Origin of the sequence: Desulforamulus reducens MI-1 (assembly GCF_000016165.1) — a bacterium.
Classification (GTDB): Bacteria; Bacillota; Desulfotomaculia; order Desulfotomaculales; family Desulfotomaculaceae; genus Desulfotomaculum; species Desulfotomaculum reducens.
In genome coordinates this window covers 1080710-1101103 of the sequence record NC_009253.1, presented here as the reverse complement: position 1 = coordinate 1101103, position 20394 = coordinate 1080710, and the positions used below count along the sequence as shown (strand labels likewise).

20 protein-coding genes, 1 pseudogene and 1 CRISPR repeat array (1 of these 22 running past the window's edge) are annotated in these 20394 nt (G+C 43.0%); of the genes and pseudogenes, 7 read left to right on the top strand and 14 right to left on the bottom strand.

Annotated elements, in window-relative coordinates; all coding sequences use genetic code 11:
• Positions 1-3: 3 nt before the first annotated feature.
• The 14 genes from DRED_RS05570 to DRED_RS05505 form a co-directional block, all read right to left on the bottom strand.
• Entirely contained in the window at positions 4-1485 is a 1482-nt protein-coding gene (locus tag DRED_RS05570; protein WP_011877390.1) for a pilus assembly PilX N-terminal domain-containing protein, read from the bottom strand.
• A gap of 4 nt (positions 1486-1489) precedes the next feature.
• The gene (locus DRED_RS05565; RefSeq protein ID WP_011877389.1) at positions 1490-2128 is read right to left on the bottom strand and encodes a PilW family protein; all 639 of its coding nucleotides are present in this window, start codon (positions 2126-2128) and stop codon (positions 1490-1492) included.
• A complete protein-coding gene (locus DRED_RS05560) occupies positions 2092-2550 on the bottom strand; it encodes a type IV pilus modification PilV family protein (protein WP_011877388.1) in 459 nt (152 codons plus the stop codon). The genes DRED_RS05565 and DRED_RS05560 overlap by 37 nt, the downstream gene beginning before the upstream one ends.
• A 12-nt stretch (positions 2551-2562) precedes the next feature.
• Positions 2563-3060 carry a GspH/FimT family pseudopilin gene (locus DRED_RS05555; RefSeq protein WP_011877387.1) on the bottom strand — a complete coding sequence of 166 codons (498 nt, stop codon included), beginning with the start codon at positions 3058-3060 and terminating at the stop codon, positions 2563-2565.
• Between the two features lie 9 nt (positions 3061-3069).
• Positions 3070-3558 (bottom strand): type II secretion system protein GspG, encoded by a 489-nt coding sequence (locus DRED_RS05550; protein ID WP_011877386.1) that lies wholly within the window; start codon positions 3556-3558, stop codon positions 3070-3072.
• Positions 3559-3595: 37 nt separating this feature from the next.
• The gene (locus DRED_RS05545; protein WP_011877385.1) at positions 3596-4801 is read right to left on the bottom strand and encodes a type II secretion system F family protein; all 1206 of its coding nucleotides are present in this window, start codon (positions 4799-4801) and stop codon (positions 3596-3598) included.
• Between the two features lie 165 nt (positions 4802-4966).
• On the bottom strand, positions 4967-6631 hold the full coding sequence (locus DRED_RS05540) for a GspE/PulE family protein (RefSeq protein WP_011877384.1): 1665 nt from the start codon (positions 6629-6631) through the stop codon (positions 4967-4969).
• A gap of 44 nt (positions 6632-6675) precedes the next feature.
• The gene (gene aroB / locus DRED_RS05535; protein ID WP_011877383.1) at positions 6676-7755 is read right to left on the bottom strand and encodes a 3-dehydroquinate synthase; all 1080 of its coding nucleotides are present in this window, start codon (positions 7753-7755) and stop codon (positions 6676-6678) included.
• Entirely contained in the window at positions 7736-8269 is a 534-nt protein-coding gene (locus tag DRED_RS05530; RefSeq protein ID WP_011877382.1) for a shikimate kinase, read from the bottom strand. The genes aroB and DRED_RS05530 overlap by 20 nt, the downstream gene beginning before the upstream one ends.
• Before the next feature lies 1 nt (position 8270).
• Complete coding sequence (aroC, locus tag DRED_RS05525; RefSeq protein ID WP_011877381.1) at positions 8271-9434, bottom strand: chorismate synthase; 1164 nt, start codon at positions 9432-9434, stop codon at positions 8271-8273.
• A 10-nt stretch (positions 9435-9444) separates the two neighbouring features.
• Positions 9445-10320, bottom strand: a complete 876-nt coding sequence (gene aroE / locus DRED_RS05520; RefSeq protein WP_011877380.1) for a shikimate dehydrogenase — start codon at positions 10318-10320, stop codon at positions 9445-9447.
• A 46-nt stretch (positions 10321-10366) separates the two neighbouring features.
• Positions 10367-10870: a YqeG family HAD IIIA-type phosphatase gene (locus DRED_RS05515; protein WP_011877379.1), complete on the bottom strand. Its 504-nt coding sequence runs from the start codon at positions 10868-10870 to the stop codon at positions 10367-10369.
• Positions 10871-11061: 191 nt separating this feature from the next.
• Positions 11062-11913 carry a CBS domain-containing protein gene (locus DRED_RS05510; protein WP_011877378.1) on the bottom strand — a complete coding sequence of 284 codons (852 nt, stop codon included), beginning with the start codon at positions 11911-11913 and terminating at the stop codon, positions 11062-11064.
• Positions 11913-12284 carry a hypothetical protein gene (locus DRED_RS05505; protein WP_011877377.1) on the bottom strand — a complete coding sequence of 124 codons (372 nt, stop codon included), beginning with the start codon at positions 12282-12284 and terminating at the stop codon, positions 11913-11915. The genes DRED_RS05510 and DRED_RS05505 overlap by 1 nt, the downstream gene beginning before the upstream one ends.
• Before the next feature lie 566 nt (positions 12285-12850).
• Here DRED_RS05505 and DRED_RS19250 point away from each other — a divergent pair.
• The 7 genes and pseudogenes from DRED_RS19250 to DRED_RS05475 all read left to right on the top strand — a co-directional run bounded on the left by DRED_RS19250 (position 12851) and on the right by DRED_RS05475 (position 17472).
• On the top strand, positions 12851-13147 hold the full coding sequence (locus DRED_RS19250) for an IS3 family transposase (protein ID WP_011877376.1): 297 nt from the start codon (positions 12851-12853) through the stop codon (positions 13145-13147).
• Positions 13063-13893, top strand: a complete 831-nt coding sequence (locus DRED_RS05495; protein WP_238442608.1) for an IS3 family transposase — start codon at positions 13063-13065, stop codon at positions 13891-13893. Before DRED_RS19250 ends, DRED_RS05495 begins: the two co-directional genes overlap by 85 nt.
• A 15-nt stretch (positions 13894-13908) precedes the next feature.
• On the top strand, positions 13909-14019 hold the full coding sequence (locus DRED_RS19245; protein WP_238442607.1) for an IS3 family transposase: 111 nt from the start codon (positions 13909-13911) through the stop codon (positions 14017-14019).
• A 528-nt stretch (positions 14020-14547) separates the two neighbouring features.
• Positions 14548-14808: pseudogene (locus tag DRED_RS19240) on the top strand (DUF6431 domain-containing protein); the annotation flags it as partial.
• A gap of 15 nt (positions 14809-14823) precedes the next feature.
• The gene (locus tag DRED_RS19235) at positions 14824-15129 is read left to right on the top strand and encodes a hypothetical protein (protein WP_238442640.1); all 306 of its coding nucleotides are present in this window, start codon (positions 14824-14826) and stop codon (positions 15127-15129) included.
• 163 nt (positions 15130-15292) lie between these two features.
• Positions 15293-16672, top strand: coding sequence for an IS481 family transposase (locus DRED_RS05480; protein WP_011877373.1), 1380 nt, complete (start codon positions 15293-15295; stop codon positions 16670-16672).
• The gene (locus DRED_RS05475) at positions 16672-17472 is read left to right on the top strand and encodes an ExeA family protein (protein ID WP_011876914.1); all 801 of its coding nucleotides are present in this window, start codon (positions 16672-16674) and stop codon (positions 17470-17472) included. The genes DRED_RS05480 and DRED_RS05475 overlap by 1 nt, the downstream gene beginning before the upstream one ends.
• 241 nt (positions 17473-17713) lie before the next feature.
• Positions 17714-20394: a CRISPR direct-repeat array (repeat unit 32 nt; unit sequence GTTTCAATCCACGCCCCTGCGTGAGGGGCGAC) (it continues 806 nt past the right edge of the window).

Genomic DNA, 20394 nt, shown 5'->3' with positions numbered 1-20394 from the left:
AAGCTAATTCATTTTAAATACCGGATATTTTTCCTGCCAGGATAAAATTTCTATGTTGGTGGTGATCCATGCCGGGTGAATTGTGTTAAGCAATGGTTGATTAAATACCACTGCACCATCACAGATGAAATCTTTACAAATAATAGTCCCTGTTAGTTGTGCTTGGTTTGCTAACTGCATGGTTTGTCCGGTATAGACCAAGGCCTCAAGCTGGGCCTGATTTTCCACCTGTACACTGCCAGTTGAAATTATCATCAGAGAATCTGTTTGCTGGTTTTTCGCCTGGAGGGTTGCTCCGGCAGGAATGGTTACATTGCCTGAGGCGACTAGGGTTAGGTTACCCTGGTAGTGCCCTGTCAGTGTCACATTGCCCATTACATAATGAATTCCCTGAGCTAACTCCTCTGCCCGAAGATTTTGATCTGAGGTATAAAAAAAATCGCAGTTTTTAGCAAACCAGGTACTGTCAACAAGGGGGTATTCTAAAAAACTATTAATAATGGCCTGGGATTGCTGGGGAAAGGCCGTACCAAACTGATCGGATACTTCCGGTGTGATACTTCCCGCAGCATAGATATCCCCATTCCATTCAGTATCACCATTCTCCAAGGTAACCGGATACCCTACATGCCCTTGGTCAACGGTCACACTGCCACTGCTCCTAACCGGTCCACCATGTACATCCCCGTTAAGGAAAACATGACCGTTGGCCATAAGTTCTCCAGTAATTTGAGCTCCAGCATCCAACGTAACATTGCCCATTACTTGAAGGTTCCCAGTTGTTAAACGGCTTCCTTGCTGCAGGGTACAATTTCCTTTTATGTAAACATTATTATAAAAACAACCTGTTGGTTGAAATACAACACTGTTCAGAATAAACATAGGTGTATGGATGGTACAGTCATTGGTTAACTGCGGTGAATTCTGTACCGTAATCCCCCGGTACTGGTTCAAGGGTGCAGTAACTCTGATATTTGTCACCAGGGATCTTCTGGCAGGCCCATATTTTCCAGTCACTTCAATTCTGATTTGATAGGTATTGTCACTTGCTGATGTCTTGGTAAGTTGAATGGTTTGTATAATTCCTGCTTGGCTATTTTCTACTGGTGTGAAAGACCCGCCCTTTTCCCTAGTTACCTCCAATGTGGCATAGGGTAAATTAATTAGGCCTCTTATGGCTTGAAGGGTGACTGCATCTTTGCCGGACAGTGCCTTTTGCAAACTGTCTAATTCGAACTTGCCATAGGTTCTATTGAGGGTAAATCGATCCAGAACTCCTACGTTGTCTTTAAGGATGGCGCAAACCTTTTCCATGGCTGCATCTGCCAGGTAATAGGCTTGTATTTCCTCCTGAGATCCTTTCATGGTAAGCCTTTCGTTTTGCATCAGTTTCAGCCCCGCTGTACAAACCAAACTAAGCAGCAATAAAATCATAATAACAAAGAGCAGGGCTTGGCCCCGGGAATTTTTTAAAGGATTTGCCATTTTATCACCAACCCCTTTGTGCTCTTATTCCCACTGTTGAGGTCAGGAGCAGGGTCTTGCACCCCGGGGCTTGTCCTCTGATTGTAATCCTTACCGCTGTTTTGTATGAATGATCTTCTGTTTCAGCAGGTAAGTAGGTTAACTCCAGGGATTGAATATTGCGGGCAATGACATTGACACCCTCATTATAGCGAACAACGGGATCCCCCCGGTTGGGGGCGCTCCCATCAAAACCTGTGGGCGGGATATCATAGATTTGCCGTAACAATTGCCCATTACTAACGTAATAAGAGATTATTTTATCCCTGGAGTATGTAAGGGGTATCCCTTGGTTGGCTTGTGTCATATGTTTTGGTAGACGAAATTTAAGGACTGAAGCACTGGTGTTGCTGGTTAACCATCTTGCCTCCCGGACCTCTCTCTCCATACGATTCATCGCGATGCGCAATTGTGCCAATACGTCACTTTCGTTACTGAGGCGAAAATAGGAGAAAAGGCTGCTAAACAGTAATCCGTAAGCAATATTTACAAGCACAACAAAGATAACACTGGCCACCAATACCTCGATCAGGCTAAAGCCAGATTTGTTAAAGCCTTTAAGCCAGCTTATCGGCGAAGTTTTTCGGTATAAAGGGTCTGCCATTTTTCTTTTCCTGCTTCCTGATAATAAACCGTTACCTGTACGGTATAGAGATAGCTATACTCAGTAGGCCAAAGTCGAACTCGATAGGTAAAATCATTCCTGGGATTTATATCGTTATCTGCCAGGTATTTTTCGTCCCGATACTCCGAACCAAAGGAGGCAGGTTCTTCCGAGGTTGCATAAGAAGGCTCTAATAAAAAGTCCCCCTTAAATTTTTGCCAATCCATTGCTTTTATTTCTTCTATTTTAGCCTGGGCCAACTGCCTGGCCTTTAATTTACGTTCATTCTCCATGTTAAAGCGTTTTGTCTGGAATAAAATCGTGGTAATGGGTAGTAGAACTATCATTAAAATAGACATGGCTGCCAATACTTCAATAAACGTAAATCCTTTGCTTTGCCCGGTAATTTTGCCCCCACTCATTGGTCATCACCCCTAAGTAGTATCAACCCGTATTCTGCCAGTTAGGACAGTAATATGAATAAAATATCCTTTGCCGGACCTTCGATTAATAATGGTGATGGTTCCTGCATTCAAAGGGTTGCCCTGGATGTTAAAGGATAAAAAGTTTATCTTGCCGCCCTGTGAAAGATTTGTGCCGGCCAAATCCACAGCGTTGGGAAATGTTACAGTTCTTAAAGTTTTGGTGCCATGTAGAATTAGGTACTGCTCTTTGGTAGGTTTGAAAAATATTTCATAGCCAGCATAGGGATCCTCACTTTTTGTGGCCAATTGCTGGGTAAATTGAATGTCTGAGACAAGCTGACGAACGGTGGTAATGGTTTGATAGTGTGCCAGTGAATTGGTTAGCTTTGGTAAAGCAATGGCTAGAATGGTTGTAATAAAGAGAAGGGATATGATAACTTCAACCAGGCTAAAGGCCTGATTTTTACCAAATACGCTAAGGAGTTTTTTATAAAATTTTGTATTCATGTCAAAGGTTTATGAACCCTCCGTTGAGATAGTTCCGTTTTTGGTGGAATCTGTAGTGGCTGTTGAAGGGTCTAGATTATTGTTCTTATCAACATAAACCTCTGTATCTTCATTAGTCGTTACAATGTCATCTAGCTCTGTACCTGTTTTAGGCCCTTCTGACCAGATGGTGTACTCATTAGTCGTAATTTTTATATAGTAGGGATTCTTCCAAGGATCCAGGGCACTGTATTTGCCGAATTTTTCCCCAAGTACTCCGTTATCCCGCATAACCTCAGCTATTTCTTTTTGAGTGGTTGGATAGCTACTGTTTTCTGCAAAATAAATGTCCAGGGCATCCTTTATGGTTTTAATCTCAATCATGGCCCTACTTTTTTTGGGTTTGTCCATCTGACTGGTTATTTTGGGAACAACAATGGTAGATAAAATGCCAATCATCGTGATCACCACCAAAATCTCAATCATGGTAAAACCCCGGTTATTTTTTACCCATTTCATTACACTTCCCCTCCCCTAATGTATTCTTATAAACCACTTACATGGCATCCATAATGCTAAAAATTGGCATTAAAATAGAAATCATAATAAAGCTAATGATCCCCCCAATCAAACAAATTAGGACAGGTTCCAATAACGTCGACAGACGGGTAATGGTTCGATGCACTTCCTTTTCATAGAAATCTGTAATTTTTCTCAGAACCGTATCTAAACCTCCGGTTTCCTCTCCCACTCGAATCATATGACTGACCATAGGAGGAAAGTAGCTACTTTCTTGCAGAGGTACAGACAAGCCAATTCCTTTTTTTAGACTTTCAATGGCCTGCTCCAGGGCTTCTTTGAAAAGGGTGTTTCGTGTTTGGTTTTTTATTAACTCCAACCCTGTCATCAGAGTAATGCCACTTTCCAAAAGAATAGCCAGCGTCCGGCAGATACGTACGATATTCATCTGTTTAACAATTTTTCCGTAAACAGGCGTTTGCAAAGTGAGGTAATCCAAGCGCCTTTTCCCCTGGGGAGTCTGGGTATACTTTTTATACAATAACCCTGACAAAAGAGGAAAAAATAATAGGCTAACCCAATTTCCCTTTAACCATTCACTGATTTGAATCACGATGGCTGTGGGCAAAGAAATCGGAGCTTGTAATTCTATGATGATTTGGGCAAAGGTGGGAAGAACAAAGATAAAAACACAACCAATGGTACATATTGCCATGGACATGATGAAAGCAGGGTAGGTGATGGCCGTTTTAAATTTTTCTCTTAATTCATAGGCCCTTTCAAAATAATCTGCCAAACGGTCCAAAACATGATCTAGGGAGCCACTCATCTCCCCCGCTTCAACCATATTAATAAAAAAGGCTGAAAATATTTTGTGGTGACTTGATAATGCTTGGCCCAGGGACTTACCCCCCTGGAGATCTTCTGCAATAGCCTCCAGAGCACCCTTTAAAGCCTTATTCCCTGTCTGTTCTTTTAAAAGATAGAGGCTCTGAACGATAGGTACTCCAGAACTGCTTAGAGTAGCAAATTGACGACAAAAAAGAGCCAACTCTTTGACCTGTACCCCTGATTTTATCTTTACAGACAGATACCCTGGTTCAGGTACTTGCCATATTTTCGTAACAAAAAGTCTTTGTTTCCGGAGCATCTGAAGGGCTGTATTTTTATGATCTGCTTTTATCCGGCCCCTAACTTCTTCTCCTGAATACTTTTTGGCCTGATATTTAAAAAACACAGCCATAGATATCACCCTTCAAATTTCAAAAAATGAAAAATATTTACAAATTATTCTGTATTTTCAACACCAATAAAAAAATCCCTGCAGAATCAGGAATTAAAATTAATATATTTAAGATTCTTAAATATAAAATAGGCAATAACTTAACAAGTTTTTAGAACATCCTTCCTATTCCTCATCGGAATAGGCCACCCGCATAACTTCTGGGATACTGGTTAAGCCCTGAAGGGCCTTCTCTATACCATCAGTTTTAAGGGTTGTCATGCCCCCCTGGAGGGCTGCTTTCTTTAATTCACCGCTAGGAGCCCTTTCTACCAGCAGTTTACGGATATTACCATTAACTTGCAACACCTCTTGTATGGCCATGCGCCCGCGATAGCCAATAAAGTTGCAATGCACACAACCTTTTGCTTTATAAAAAATATGATCCTGCCAAGGAGTGCTTTGTAAAAAAGCATATTCAGGAGACTTGGTTTCAACTAAGTAGCCCTCCTTGCAGTAGGGACAGAGCTTGCGAACCAGGCGCTGTGCTACAACCACCAATACAGAGGAAGCCACTTGAAAAATCTCAAGCCCCATGTGAATAAGCCTGTCCAGTGCACCCAGTGCATCGTTAGTATGCAAGGTAGAAAATACCAAGTGTCCTGTACCGGCTGCAGTTACAGCAATTTCAGCAGTTTCCCGGTCTCGAATTTCACCCACCATAATGATATCTGGATCCTGCCGCAAAAGAGCACGTAACCCTACGGCAAAGGTCATGCCCGTCTTGGTATTAACCTGGGTCTGATTAATTCCTTCCAGACGGTATTCTACCGGGTCTTCAATGGTACTAAAATTTCTGTCCTCAAGGTTTAGTTCATTTAGAATAGCGTATAGGGTTGTTGTTTTACCACAACCTGTGGGGCCGGTAATTAGTACCATCCCACTGGTGGCCCTAAGACATTTCTGAAAGCTCTTCAAATTATAGGCGGAGAATCCCAATTGTGCAAGCTGGTATTTTTTTATGCTTTCGGGATTTAGAATCCGAATAACTGCCTTTTCCCCATAGACTGTGGGCATAGTGGAAACCCGCAGATCAAAATTCCGGCTTTGCTTCCCATACTGGATGCGGCCATCCTGGGGTACTCTTTTTTCGGCAATATTCAGTTGCGACATGATCTTTATTCTGGAAATGATGGCTTTATCTAGTGTAGGTGCTAATTCCATGCCCAGTATCAGCATCCCATCAATACGGTATCGGATCCTCACTCTCTTTTCCTGAGGTTCAATATGAATGTCACTGGCCCCTTGGTCAATGGCCCTGTCAATGATTTGGTAAACTAACTGAATAATGGGGACTTCTTCTTCATCCGTAATGACTAATCTTTGTTCTTTATCGTTTACTTCCCTTTTTGTAATGTCGTAGTAGAGGTCTATGGCTAATTCAATGATCTGCTCCTGAACCTCCACCGGCACAATATCCAGATTGGAAATCACTTTTAAATCATCAATGGCAATCACATTGGCTGGTTCCGCCATAGCAACAGTTAGTTTATTGCCCTTTTTAAAAAGAGGAAATATCTTATATCTGCGAAGGATCTGTTCCGAGAAGAGCTTTAGAAGGGCTTTATCAATTTCCTGTATATGAATGACTTCTTCTTCCATTTGCTCCTGGTAATCCAAATATTGGGATACTTGTTTCTTAGTGACATAACCCAAATCAACAAGTACTTGTCCCAAAGGTTGATCGGTCTGACGATGGTTATTTAGGGCTTCCCTTAGCTGCTGTTGACTTATGGCACCCTTTTCAAGAAGAATATTGCCTATTAAACTTTTCGGTGCAACGGTTAGCATCCCATCACCCTGCAATAAAATCTAGTTTAACAGTATCCCACTGTTTACTGACTAAGGACAGCTAAGATATCAGCCTCTTTTACATCCTTGAATATATCCACCTGACCAAGGCTGCGGGGCAAAACAAAAACCAGTTTACCTAGAACGGTCTTTTTATCATGATACATAGAATCTATTATGTCCTGTGGTCCCAAGCCCCGGGGCAACTCCGTAGGCAATCCCACTGCAGAAATCAAACGGTAGATTCTCTCAAAATCTTGTTGGGAAAGAATTCCTTCGTTAAGAGCCAAGCGGGCCGCGCTGATCATGCCCATGGCCACCGCTTCACCATGTAAGTAAGTACCATAACCACTCAGAGATTCAATGGCATGCCCCACTGTATGACCGTAATTTAGAATTGCCCGGCAACCTTGTTCCCTTTCGTCTTGTTCAACCACAGAGGCTTTAATTTTACAGCAGGTTTCGGCCACCTGTTCCAATGCCGTAGTGTCTAAATTAAGTATTCGGGAGTAGTTTTTCTCCAGCCAAGTAAAAAAGCTGCCATCCCAAATCACTCCGTACTTAATAACTTCTGCTAAACCCGCCTTTAGTTCACGCTCGGGTAACGTCTGTAAGGTAGCCACATCAATCATTACCATTTGAGGTTGGTAAAAGGCGCCAATCATATTTTTCCCCCGGGAGTGATTAACCGCTACCTTCCCCCCCACACTGCTATCCACCTGAGCCAGCAGGGTAGTGGGTATTTGAATAAAGGGTACGCCCCTCATATAGGTAGCTGCTACAAAACCTGCCAAGTCTCCTACAACACCTCCCCCTAGGGCAATGACAGAAGATTGGCGATCTAAGGCATGGTCAAAGGCTAAATCATATAACCTACTAGCCTGCTCCAGGGTTTTGGATGGTTCTCCTGCTGGTATCTCTGCAACAGCCACCTTAAAACCCGCATTCTTTAAGGACTCGATTACCCTTGGTGCATAAAGAGGGGCCACTTGCTGATCCGTAACCAGCAGAACCTTTTTACCCAGAGGTTGTTCTGACAAATAGGTGCCTATCTTATCTAGAATAGCGCTTGCTATATAAATAGGATAACTGCGGTTACCTAAGTCAACCTGAATGGTTCCCATGAATGACTCCCCTCTCCAAAAGAAACTTATAGATGATTTTAACAATATCATCTGGTTCTAAATGATCGGTACTAATTGTCAAATCTGCCATGTCATAGGCATCTTTTCGTTCCTGCAGCAGTTTTATAACCTTTTCTTTCAGATTACCCCTGGCCAGTAATGGACGTGTTCTTTTGTTTTTTACTCTCTTGCAGATGGTTTCCGGGGAGGCCTGCAGACAAATAAATATGCCATTCTGCTGAAGCTTTTCTACGTTTTGCGAATTCAGAACTAAGCCACCGCCGGTGGCAATGACAACTCCTTCTTTATCTGCCAACTTACTTACCAGTAAAACCTCTTCACCTCGAAAGCGTTTAATGCCATGTTTAGCAAAGATTTGTTCCACTGTGAGTCCAGTAACTTCCTCGATGGCATAGTCTGTATCCACAAACTGATACCCTAATTTTCTTGCCAGACGATGACCGATGGAACTTTTGCCGGAACCCATAAAACCAACTAGTACAATGTTCTTCATCTTACACCTGCCTAACCCATTGCTGCCACTGGTTTAGTCTTGCTTTGATTTCCCCAAGGCTATCTCCACCAAATTTTTCCATCAAGGCAACAGCCAGTTCCCATGCCACCACGGCTTCTCCCACCACACAGGCAGCAGGAACTGCACATACATCAGATCTTTCGACTGATGCTAAGTAAGGTTCTTTATTTTTTATATCCACACTGCGCAAAGGTTTATATAGGGTTGGTATGGGTTTCATAGCTGCTCTTAGAATAAGCGGCTCACCATTGGTGATACCTCCTTCAATTCCGCCTGCGCGATTAGACCCTCTATAAAATCCTCTTTGAGCAGCATAGTAGATCTCATCGTGTACCTGAGAACCAGGAACCGCTGCAGCACCAAAACCTAGACCTATTTCTACACCTTTTATAGCTTGAATTCCCATCATTGCACCGGCCAATCGGCTGTCCAGTTTACGATCCCACTGAACATGACTCCCCAATCCCACCGGTACTCCATAGACCCTTACTTCAAAAACGCCTCCCAGGGAATCACCCGTTTCCTTTGCTTGATCAATTTCCTTAACCATAGCTTCTTCTGCCTGTTCATCTGGGCAAAAAAGCTGTGAAGATTGGGTTCTTGCCACTAGATCCTCAATGGACAGGTTTTCTGCCACACTGGCTTTTATGGAACCAATACTACACACAAACCCCACGAGCTTAATATCCAGTTCCTCCAGTAGACAACGGGCCATAGAACCCACAGCTACTCGGGCAGCTGTTTCCCTTGCACTGGAACGTTCCAATATATTGCGTATGTCTGAATGATCATATTTTATGGCACCGGGTAAATCTGCATGACCCGGCCTAGGTCGGGTAACCACCCTTTCATCCAGCAGGGCATCCGGTCCAGAAGCCATAATATGACACCAATTCTGCCAATCCCTGTTGGCAATTTGCAAAGTTATGGGGCTTCCGGTGGTATATCCACCTCGTATGCCAGATAAAAACTGAACCTCATCCTTTTCAATTTTCATCCGGCCACCCCTACCATAACCCCCTTGCCTTCTGGCCAGTTGGGTATTTATATATTCATGAGTGACGGGTAGCCCGGCCACCATGCCCTCCACAATGGCTGTGAGGGCAGGTCCGTGGGACTCCCCTGCGGTAAGAAAACGTAACATGCAATCACTCCTAACCTTTAGCAACTTGCTTATGCAACACATTCCTCATAACATCCACCGGCGCCGTAAAACCTGTCCATAATTCAAAGGCTAAAACTCCCTGATAGAGCAGCATTGCCAAACCATTCATGGTTTTGCTGCCCCTGCTCTTTGCTCTTCTAAGAAAGCATGTTTGTTCCGGATTATAGATTAAATCACAAACAAGGTGTTGAGGAGTTAACATCTGAAAGGGAAACTCCGGCACTTGATCCACTTCCGGGCTCATACCAAGGGGCGTGGCCTGTACCACCAAGTCTACTTCAACCATCCGTTTCCCTAAGAGGTTATTCCCCCAGGGTATCATGCTGGCACTGGTGTCAGTGGATTCAAGGATATCTCTGGCCAACTCTTCAGCTTTTTCTTGATTACGGTTGGTTATGTAAATGGTTCGTAGTCCAGAAAGGGCCAGTTGTACTGCAACGGCCCGGGCAGCTCCCCCTGCGCCAATAAGAATTGCACTTTTTCCTAGGGGGTTAAAACGAGCCTCTTCGGTTAATGCTCGAACAAAACCTTTGCCGTCGGTATTGTAGCCCACAAGTTTACCATTGTTGTTAACAATGGTATTAACTGCCCCAATGATTCGAGCAGCCGGCTCCAGTTCATCTAAAAAAGGCATAACCCTCTGTTTATGGGGTACCGTAACATTGACACCAGCCATATTTAATGAAAAGATTCCTGTAACTGCTTGTTTAAGGTTATCCGGGTGAACACGAAAGGGAACATAGGTCCAATTCAAATCTAATTGCTGAAAAGCTGCATTATGCATAGCCGGAGAAAAGGAGTGTTCCACCGGAAAACCAAACAAACCACACACTTGGGTCTTTCCATTTATTCTACAATGTCCCATTAAATTCCCTCCCGGATGTAAGAAAAGCTTGGCCCCTGACCAAGCGTTATTTCAAATACCTTTTTTTAATGCGTCTTAAAACTAACTTCTCTAATTTTCTATTTATTCTTGTTCCGATAAATTCCTTGCCGGCCAATGGAGCCACTAGGATTGTATACAAGCCCAGCCGATTGCCAGCTAGAACATCTGTAAAAACTTGATCCCCAACCAGAGCAGTTTCATGAATATCGGTCCCCAAAATTCTAAGAGCTCTGCGTAAACCTTTACGACGGGGTTTTGCAGCCTTATGAACACCGGGTACCTGTAATAAAGAAGTTAAGGCTATAACCCTTCTTTCATCGTTATTGGATACAAAACACAGTTTGAAGCCCTCTTGACCAAGGCTGCGAAACCACTTTTCAATTTTGGGATCCAAATCCTTTCGATCCCAGGGAATTAACGTATTATCAATATCAAATAGTATGGCCTTTATGCCTGCTCTCTTTAAGTCTGACAGGTTGATATCAAATAAAGAGGGTACGAACAGCTTAGGATAAAGCTTTGCTAACATGGTCTCCCCCATTTTTAATGTGATGTCGTAATAGAGTTGCTCTTATTTTACCTTTATTTGGTATCCGCCGTCAACTTCCCATCAACAACTGCTCCCTTGTTATATTTCAAGGGATAGACCTAAATGGAATTCCCTTCATAACTATATTAATGACTCAATTTAATAGAGGTAATTCATTGATGTTCCCTTGCTTATAACTTAACTTGTCCTGCAATTACAATGGAGCCTTCTTCCTTTTTGGCTTTCGTCGAAGCCAAGCTGGCCATATTGAAGAGGTCAGATATCACATCTGCTTCCCTATTAATTGAATGGCAACACATGATCTGACTTCCCACAACCCCCGCTGACCCCTTAACATTAATTAACTGGGGCCATTTTTCCAGAGAAATGGCTTCAACAATCCCCTGTGCCAGCCTTTGGGCATCCTCCCAAGGTCTTATTGTTACAATGGCAAATTCGTCTCCCGCATAGCGACATAGATAATCCAGCTTATCTTGAGTTGTACCCTTTAATACTTGAGCCATCTGACGTAGGATTTCATCCCCTACCACATGGCCAAATTGTTTATCTATAAAGCCAAAGTCATCCAGATCTAAAAAAATGATAGCAATCTCTTGCCCTTTCCGTAAGAATTCCAGGGCCTTATCATATAAGAACTCCGCCCTAGGCAAACCTGTTAGCGCATCAGTATATTTTCCCAGCTCCGTTATAAGACCCGACTTTGTGATCAGACCAACTGGATAATCTTCTTTTAACACCACTAACCGCTCGATACAGTGATTTTCCATCAGTTCCTTAGCCTGCCAAAGAGAAAATTGAGGCATAACGGTTACAACCTCTCTGCTCATTGCATCTGCTACCAATCGATTTGGATGAGCCTTTCTCACATCCCGAGATGTTATAATTCCCACCAGACGTTTATTTTCCAGGACCGGCAAACCACCTATTTTGTGTTTTTCCATTACATTAACAACCCGTCCGACAGAATCGAACGGGGAAATAGTAATTAGTTCTCTTATCATGATTTGTTCCACACAATTCATTACAATTCTACTCCTCTGGTTACTTGGATCTCAATATTGATTTGAGCCTTTAACAACGAGCTATCCGATGACACACGTTCCCCTTCTTCCAGAAGTATCGGCAGTAACTTTTCCTGTGGCATTAATTTCAGCATCGATTTCTTTATCACGGCAGCTTCAAATAAAGGATGATCCATACGGATTATCTCATATTGATCTGGAGATAGCGCATCAACCATATGACGTACAGCCTCCGGTCCAATGGGTGCTTTCTTTCCTACCAATAAAACATCCCTCATGGGAGGGATTTCAAACTCTGATAACCGGATTGATAGTTCAGCCTTCCGGATAGGTTCTGACGGACGTGAGGAAAACTGAAAATTACTAGTCAAGTGTATAATCACCTTCTTGGTTATTTATTGTAGCAAATATTAACTTATGTAAAGAATAACCTCTAAATTTAGGACTTATTCCCTATTTACATAGTATTTTCTAATTGCCATTCAAATCTCCTGCTGATTATAAAAATATTTCTATATATTTATAGCTTATTGGTAGTATAGACCTCCCGTAATCTGAAAAAACAAAATAAACTTAATTGAGGCATTCTCAGTTTTCTGGACACTGTTTCGTGAGTGCGGCGTCCCCCGTTAAATAGACACATAAAACACAAGTATTGCTTCCTGTTTCATAGAATTGCTTAATATTTCATTAAGATATTGATTATGTGCAGTGGTCTGGTAGTAACCTGGCCACCGTTCTTGACTCCATGTGCTAATTTAAAATTACCCGACCGACGGATATACGCTAAAATCTGGTTACCTCGGTCGGGTCTATTCAGTCTAGCACATGAAGTCAAGAATCTTCGCTTCGCTCGACCGCAGGCGGCGGTGCCCCGTACCCGGTTTGATGAACACTCCGAACTGAGATAAAATTAAACCATCGGAGGTGCCACGAAATGAGTAACAATGGCAGAAAATACAACAAAGAATTTAAGTTAGAAGCTGTAAAATTGATTGTGGAAAAAGGGCGCAGTGTTCCTAGCGTAGCATTAGACCTCGGCGTACATGAAAAAACCCTTTATAAATGGGTTTCAGATTATAAAAAAGATAATGAGAATGCATTTCCGGGGAGCGGACGGCTAAGACCCGAAGACGAGATAATTCGGCAATTAAAACGCCGTGTTGCCGATTTAGAGCAAGAAAATGCTATTTTAAAAAAGGCAGCGGCCATCTTCGCAAACCACCGGAAATAAGATATCAATTTATAGATGCACACCGCTTCGAATTCAGGGTGGAGAAGATGTGCCAAGTGCTTGAAGTGTCAAGAAGCGGTTATTATAGCTGGCGTAAAAGGCCAAAAAGTAAACGTAAAAAGGCTAATGAAAAATTGTTGGAACAGATCAAGGACATCCATAGAAAATCCCGGGGTCTATACGGGGTCAGGAAGATCACTAAGGAACTAAACAACAAAAAGAAGATAAAATGTGGTCATAACCGGGTATATAAGCTCATGAAGGAAAACGGAATAAGTTCTAAAAGACCGCGCCGGTTTAAGGCTACTACCAATTCCAAGCATAATTATCCAGTGGCCGAAAATTTATTAAACCAGAACTTTAAGGTAAACCAACCGAATAAGGTGTGGGTATCAGACATAACTTATGTTCCTACTGATGAAGGTTGGCTTTACTTTGCAGCTATAATCGACTTGTGTCATAAAAAGATTGTCGGTTGGTCTATGGATAGCACAATGACTAAAGGATTGGTCATCAACGCTCTTAAGCAAGCTGTTCGCCGGGCTAGGCCGCCTAAAGGAGTTATCCATCATTCAGACCAGGGTAGCCAATATGCAAGCCATGCATACCAGTCACTTTTAAAAAAGTACGGCTTTATTGCAAGTATGAGCCGAAAAGGCAACTGTTACGATAACGCCTGTGCAGAATCATTTTTTAGCACCTTAAAAAATGAGCTTATCCATTTATCACGTTTCAAGACCAGGTAGGAAGCCAGACAAGCGATATTTGAGTATGTAGAAGTCCTTTATAATCGGATCAGGCTGCATGCAAGTTTGGGCTATATGTCCCCTTGTGAGTACGAACTATATCTAACTAAACAGTTAGCAGCATAGCTTTTGCGCCTGTCAAGGGCCGGCAGTAGCAGGGGCGAAGCCTTTACCCTTGTACAGGCTAATTCGGAATACCCTATTGTAAAAGGGCCAGGCATAAGCCTGGACTCCCTGCCTCCCGGCGAGGGCGGGGGTTTGGGGGCAGGCCCCCAAGGGAAATGGTGTAATGCTGTGATTCAGCTTAAAAGTCGCAGTTCCGCGTGTCTATTTAATCGGGAACACCCCAGTTTTTATCGTCCACTTCTTCTGTGACAGCTCGGTTTCAATCCACGCCCCTGCGTGAGGGGCGACGCCAGAAGGTGTTGGTATAGGAGTGTCCAAAGCTGTTTCAATCCACGCCCCTGCGTGAGGGGCGACGTTGAAAATCTTTCTACCATACTGTAGATTAGCAATTTAATCTAGCTATATAGGCTCAATAATTATCAGATTAACTAATCTGCGAATAGCTTAAGCACTAAATTAATTTGAGTATTTTTTCTCATATAATTTTAGTCCTAATTGGGTATTTTGAGTTGCGAGGTGATTATCATCATGCAACTTATTTTTGATTCTAAGACCACACCAAAACAATACTATCAATGTGGTTATGAATATTCCTTTCCGAAGCCATATACTTGCTTACATCCAGATTGCAAAATCCCTGTACCTCCCAGGCCTCACGGATACTACATTCGCAATGTAATAACCCTTGGTTTTAATGGTCGCATCTTAATTCGTCGATATTATTGTAAGTATTGTGGCCATACTTTTTCCTATCTGCCGTCATTTTGCTTACCATACTTTCAGTATTCCTTGGTAACGATCTTCTTGGCTCTACTGTGGCATTATTTAAACCTAATTCCTCTTTTAAAAGTATTAACATCAAGGTTACAGTGGCAAAGACAACATCTGCAATTTTACCGCCGTAGATTTAAAGCTAACCTTAAATTTATCAAAGCAGTACTACGTCAAATGATGCCTCAGGTAATTCTTCCAAAGGAAGATGACATAAAAAAAGAAGCCCGAAAGGTGTTAATTATTGTGAAAACTGGATTCGGTCAAATCCAGGCCTTCTCCACAAGGTTTTTCACACAATCCAATAACACTTTTATGGCTTCTCGCAAATTAGCTTAACCTACTGAAAGTAGTTTTAAACTTAAATTTTGGTGGAGAAGGCAAAAACACAACTTTTGCGTAGGAAAGGCTATTGCTCGGTGGTATTATGCAGTTTGTGGGAGAAGTTTAACCGGTTAGACCTCCTCTGACAGTTAACACACAGGTGGAGGTGTATTTTGTTATGCTCACAGCCAAAGATAGGGAAAGTATTGCTCTTAAGAAATTTTCTTTGATTAGTCCAGTACTAAATGGCCAGGTTAAAAACCAAAAGGATTATTTCGAAACTATATGTGTTAAGCCCATTGATATGCCCTATTATGGATTCAGGATGTATTCCCCAAAAACTCTTATGTGTTGGTTAAGTGATTATCGTCGTGGGGGATTAGACTCATTAAAGCCAGGTTACCGATCGGATAAGGGTAAAAGCCGAAAGGTAAGCCTAGAGATTGCTGATGAAATTCGTAAGAAAAGAAGCCAAATGCCACGGATTACTAGCGCACTGCTCTATGAAGAGTTAGTTAAAGATAAAGTTATTCTTCCGGAAAAGTTGTCACGAGCGACTTTTTACCGTTTTCTGGTCGCTAATCCTGAACTGGCTGCAGGTAAAGATCCAGAAAACCCTGGTGAGAAGGAACTTAAACGTTTTTCTCACCAAAGAATTAATGAATTATGGCAAACTGATATTATGTTTGGTCCATATATTAGTATAGGTAAATCAAAGAAACAAGCCTACCTAATCGCATTTATCGATGATGCCTCCAGGTTGATAACACATGCACAATTCTTCTTTTTTCAAAACTTCGTAGCTCTTCGAGTAGCTTTGAAAGAGGCTGTTCTAAAACGAGGAATTCCCAAAATGATCTATACAGATAACGGAAAAGTTTATCGTAGTGATCAACTAAATATGCTTTGTGCTGGATTAGGTTGCTCGTTAATTCATACAGAACCTTTCACCCCTACGTCTAAGGGTAAAATTGAAAGGTTTTTTCATACTGTGAGGCAACGCTTTTTATCTAGATTAGACCCCACTAAATTAAAAAGTTTAGACCAACTAAATTTATATTTTTGGCAATGGCTGGAGGAAGATTATCAGTGCAAGACCCATAGTGCTTTAAATATGAGTCCATTAGATTTTTTTATGGCTCAAGTCCATAATATTAATTTTTTAGCCAACCCCCAATTATTAGAGGAGCATTTTTTATTGCGCGTTACCAGAAAAGTTAATCATGATGCGACCCTGTCTGTTGAATCTATTCTTTATGAAACGGAGCAAAGCTTAGCCAATTCACGACTAGAGGTACGGTACGACCCAGATTGGTTAGCTAATTCAAACCAACCAATTTTATTATACCGGGATGGTATGAAAGTTGGTGAGGCCAGACAAGTAAATTTTTTTGACAATGCTAGGGCTAAAAGAAAGGGTCGAGGTCGGCAATCTCAGTCATCACAGGAGTTACTGGAATCGGTTGAAACGTCGGAACAGAAAGCAACTCCTAGTATTTCTTATGCTCAAATTGATGACCAACTTAAACAATCGTCAAGAGAAGTAGGTGATCGCTAATGTTTACACAATTCTTTGGACTTAAATTTAACCCTTTTTCTAAAGAAGTACCGGCGGACAAATTATTTATTAGCCAAGACTTATTGGAACTAGAATCGAGGTTAAAATATTTGCAAAGTACCCGTGGAATCGGGTTAGTTGCAGGTGAACCAGGTGCTGGCAAATCAACAGCTTTGAGAAAATTTGTTAATGAGTTAAACCCAGCTCTCTACAAGCATTGTTATTTTTCTTTGGCGACTGTTACTGTGTTGGAATTTTATCAGGGACTTGCCTTAGAACTTGGTGAGCAACCTAAACACAAAAAGGTAGCTATTTTCCGTCAAATTCAGGGCGCTATCAATTCTATGTACTATGAACGCCGGATTACGCCGGTAATTATCTTAGATGAAATACATTTAGCTTCAAACAAGTTGTTAGAGGATTTAAGGCTCATTTTTAACTTTAAAATGGACTCGCAAAATCCCTTTATTCTTGTCTTAGCAGGACAACCTTTAATTCGATCTAAGTTATCACTCAACATCAATAACCCACTAAGGCAACGTTTGGTAGTGAAACATATTATGCAGGGGTTAAAACCTGAAGAAATTAGAGATTATTGCACCAGCCGATTAAAGCAAGCAGGGTTAATCGAAGAGATTTTCACCGATTCAGCAATTGACGCTATCTATGCCACAACAAAAGGCTTACCACGGTTAATTAACAATTTAGTTACTAATTGTCTGCTTTACGCTTATTACAAAAAGTTAAGGCAAATTGATGAAGAGGTAGTTTACCAGGCCCAAAATGAACTTAATATTTGAACAGACTCAATCTTTGGAGACGCTGTGGTGGTTTTATCATCCCGGCGTTTTTTATATTCCTAGAGGAACGAATCTATTTTAATTTGATAAACAGACTAATTATTGCCATTACAATTTAATAATTTTTGATAGGACTATATAAAACAGAGAGTTTTTAATTTAAGAATCCTGGATGATTTAATTTGAGAATTGACAGTGAGGGGCGACAGTTTGACTTGCAGTCTAATGTACCTGGTATTTCGTTTCAATCCACGCCCCTGCGTGAGGGGCGACTACAGTGAAAGGGGCCGGTATCGCGGGCGAATATGTTTCAATCCACGCCCCTGCGTGAGGGGCGACATCACATAGTCACAAACGAAGATAGCACCATCACCGTTTCAATCCACGCCCCTGCGTGAGGGGCGACGTAAATTTTTTACTCGTTGATAATAGTAATCAGTTTCAATCCACGCCCCTGCGTGAGGGGCGACCTGTCAAGTGGTATGTATAGTATTGCAGTCTAGGGTTTCAATCCACGCCCCTGCGTGAGGGGCGACTGTTATGTAGGTTATGACTGTTATCTGTTATAGTGTTTCAATCCACGCCCCTGCGTGAGGGGCGACGGGAGCCAAAGAGGGCAAATTACTATAGTACATAATGTTTCAATCCACGCCCCTGCGTGAGGGGCGACCTAAAGATAAGCAATGGAATAATATCCTGTTGGAAGAAGTTTCAATCCACGCCCCTGCGTGAGGGGCGACACTAAAGTAATTTCTTGACAGTATTCACAGATAAGTTTCAATCCACGCCCCTGCGTGAGGGGCGACCATGTAGTCACTGCAATGAATTATGCTATGACAATGTTTCAATCCACGCCCCTGCGTGAGGGGCGACAAATATATTTTTAGGCGTTGAGCTTGAAGTCGATGTTTCAATCCACGCCCCTGCGTGAGGGGCGACCAATCGCAACACCGTAGAATTAAGACTTTTTCGAGGTTTCAATCCACGCCCCTGCGTGTGGGGCGACGACATAGCAACAGAACTAGATCAAACCGAATATGTTTCAATCCACGCCCCTGCGTGAGGGGCGACATAGAGCCTAGTATTAAAGATTTAATGAAAGCTGTTTCAATCCACGCCCCTGCGTGAGGGGCGACGGGTGCGCACTTTGCGGTATTTCCTCCGGATCTAATTGTTTCAATCCACGCCCCTGCGTGAGGGGCGACGTCATGTGCAGTTATGTCATGTATTGAGCGAATCAGTTTCAATCCACGCCCCTGCGTGAGGGGCGACGTGAAATAATGGTATGGTAAAAACTTTAGTTACGTGTTTCAATCCACGCCCCTGCGTGAGGGGCGACTACCCTAATTCAATGTATTTCCAATGCTCTTTCGGTTTCAATCCACGCCCCTGCGTGAGGGGCGACATCTTCATATGTAAGTCCATAATGTATTTCACATGGTTTCAATCCACGCCCCTGCGTGAGGGGCGACTATCTTGTCTAATCACACATAATCCATCTTCTTCAGTTTCAATCCACGCCCCTGCGTGAGGGGCGACGCACAGGAGAATTTAAAGGTGATATAGTAAAATTTGTTTCAATCCACGCCCCTGCGTGAGGGGCGACGCAGATAAAATATAGTAACAATCACTTTTAGATGTTTCAATCCACGCCCCTGCGTGAGGGGCGACATGAAAGATTCTACAGAACCATATCAAAGTGCAATGTTTCAATCCACGCCCCTGCGTGAGGGGCGACGGAGGCGGAAGTAGAATTAAAGCGTTTGGAAAAAGTTTCAATCCACGCCCCTGCGTGAGGGGCGACAAAAGTACAGGAGATTACAACAAAAGAACAAAATGTTTCAATCCACGCCCCTGCGTGAGGGGCGACGACGAACTACGGAGGATAAGAACAATGTCACAAGCAGTTTCAATCCACGCCCCTGCGTGAGGGGCGACTTAACCAGACCGGATATGCCCGGTCTGGTTACGAAGTTTCAATCCACGCCCCTGCGTGAGGGGCGACGTACATGGAATTTACTCAGGCATAGCAATTATTGTTTCAATCCACGCCCCTGCGTGAGGGGCGACGAGTGCTACCTACCAAATAGTAGCAGTACCATTGTTTCAATCCACGCCCCTGCGTGAGGGGCGACATCTCTTCCCGCTTCTCCTGACACCCAGGGCCGGTATGTTTCAATCCACGCCCCTGCGTGAGGGGCGACTCTGATAATTGATTATTATTGTCGCTACAAAAATGTTTCAATCCACGCCCCTGCGTGAGGGGCGACCAGAGGAAGGGGTAATGTATGCCCTGCCGAAGTACAGTTTCAATCCACGCCCCTGCGTGAGGGGCGACGGTATCATTTTTTTAAGGTAACCTTTTTTCTCAGTTTCAATCCACGCCCCTGCGTGAGGGGCGACGTTGCATTATGTCAGAGGTGACGGCATCAATGAGTTTCAATCCACGCCCCTGCGTGAGGGGCGACATTGAACACAGGAAGATGATGCTTAAAATTGTAGCTAGTTTCAATCCACGCCCCTGCGTGAGGGGCGACATACCACAACAATAAATGGTACGACATGAACGGAGCTAGTTTCAATCCACGCCCCTGCGTGAGGGGCGACTTATCAAAGCAGCAACTTGATAACGCATCAACTTCAGTTTCAATCCACGCCCCTGCGTGAGGGGCGACCGTATTTAATCTGTTGTCTGTCCGGTAATTTTTGTTTCAATCCACGCCCCTGCGTGAGGGGCGACTACCGTCCCAATTTTCGAGTTCAGGTTCATTAACGTTTCAATCCACGCCCCTGCGTGAGGGGCGACGGGACTTCGACCGGCTCATTAATGCCCTCTTTCCGTTTCAATCCACGCCCCTGCGTGAGGGGCGACTTGATAATGCAGTTGAAAAGGCACTTCTTGCCGCAGTTTCAATCCACGCC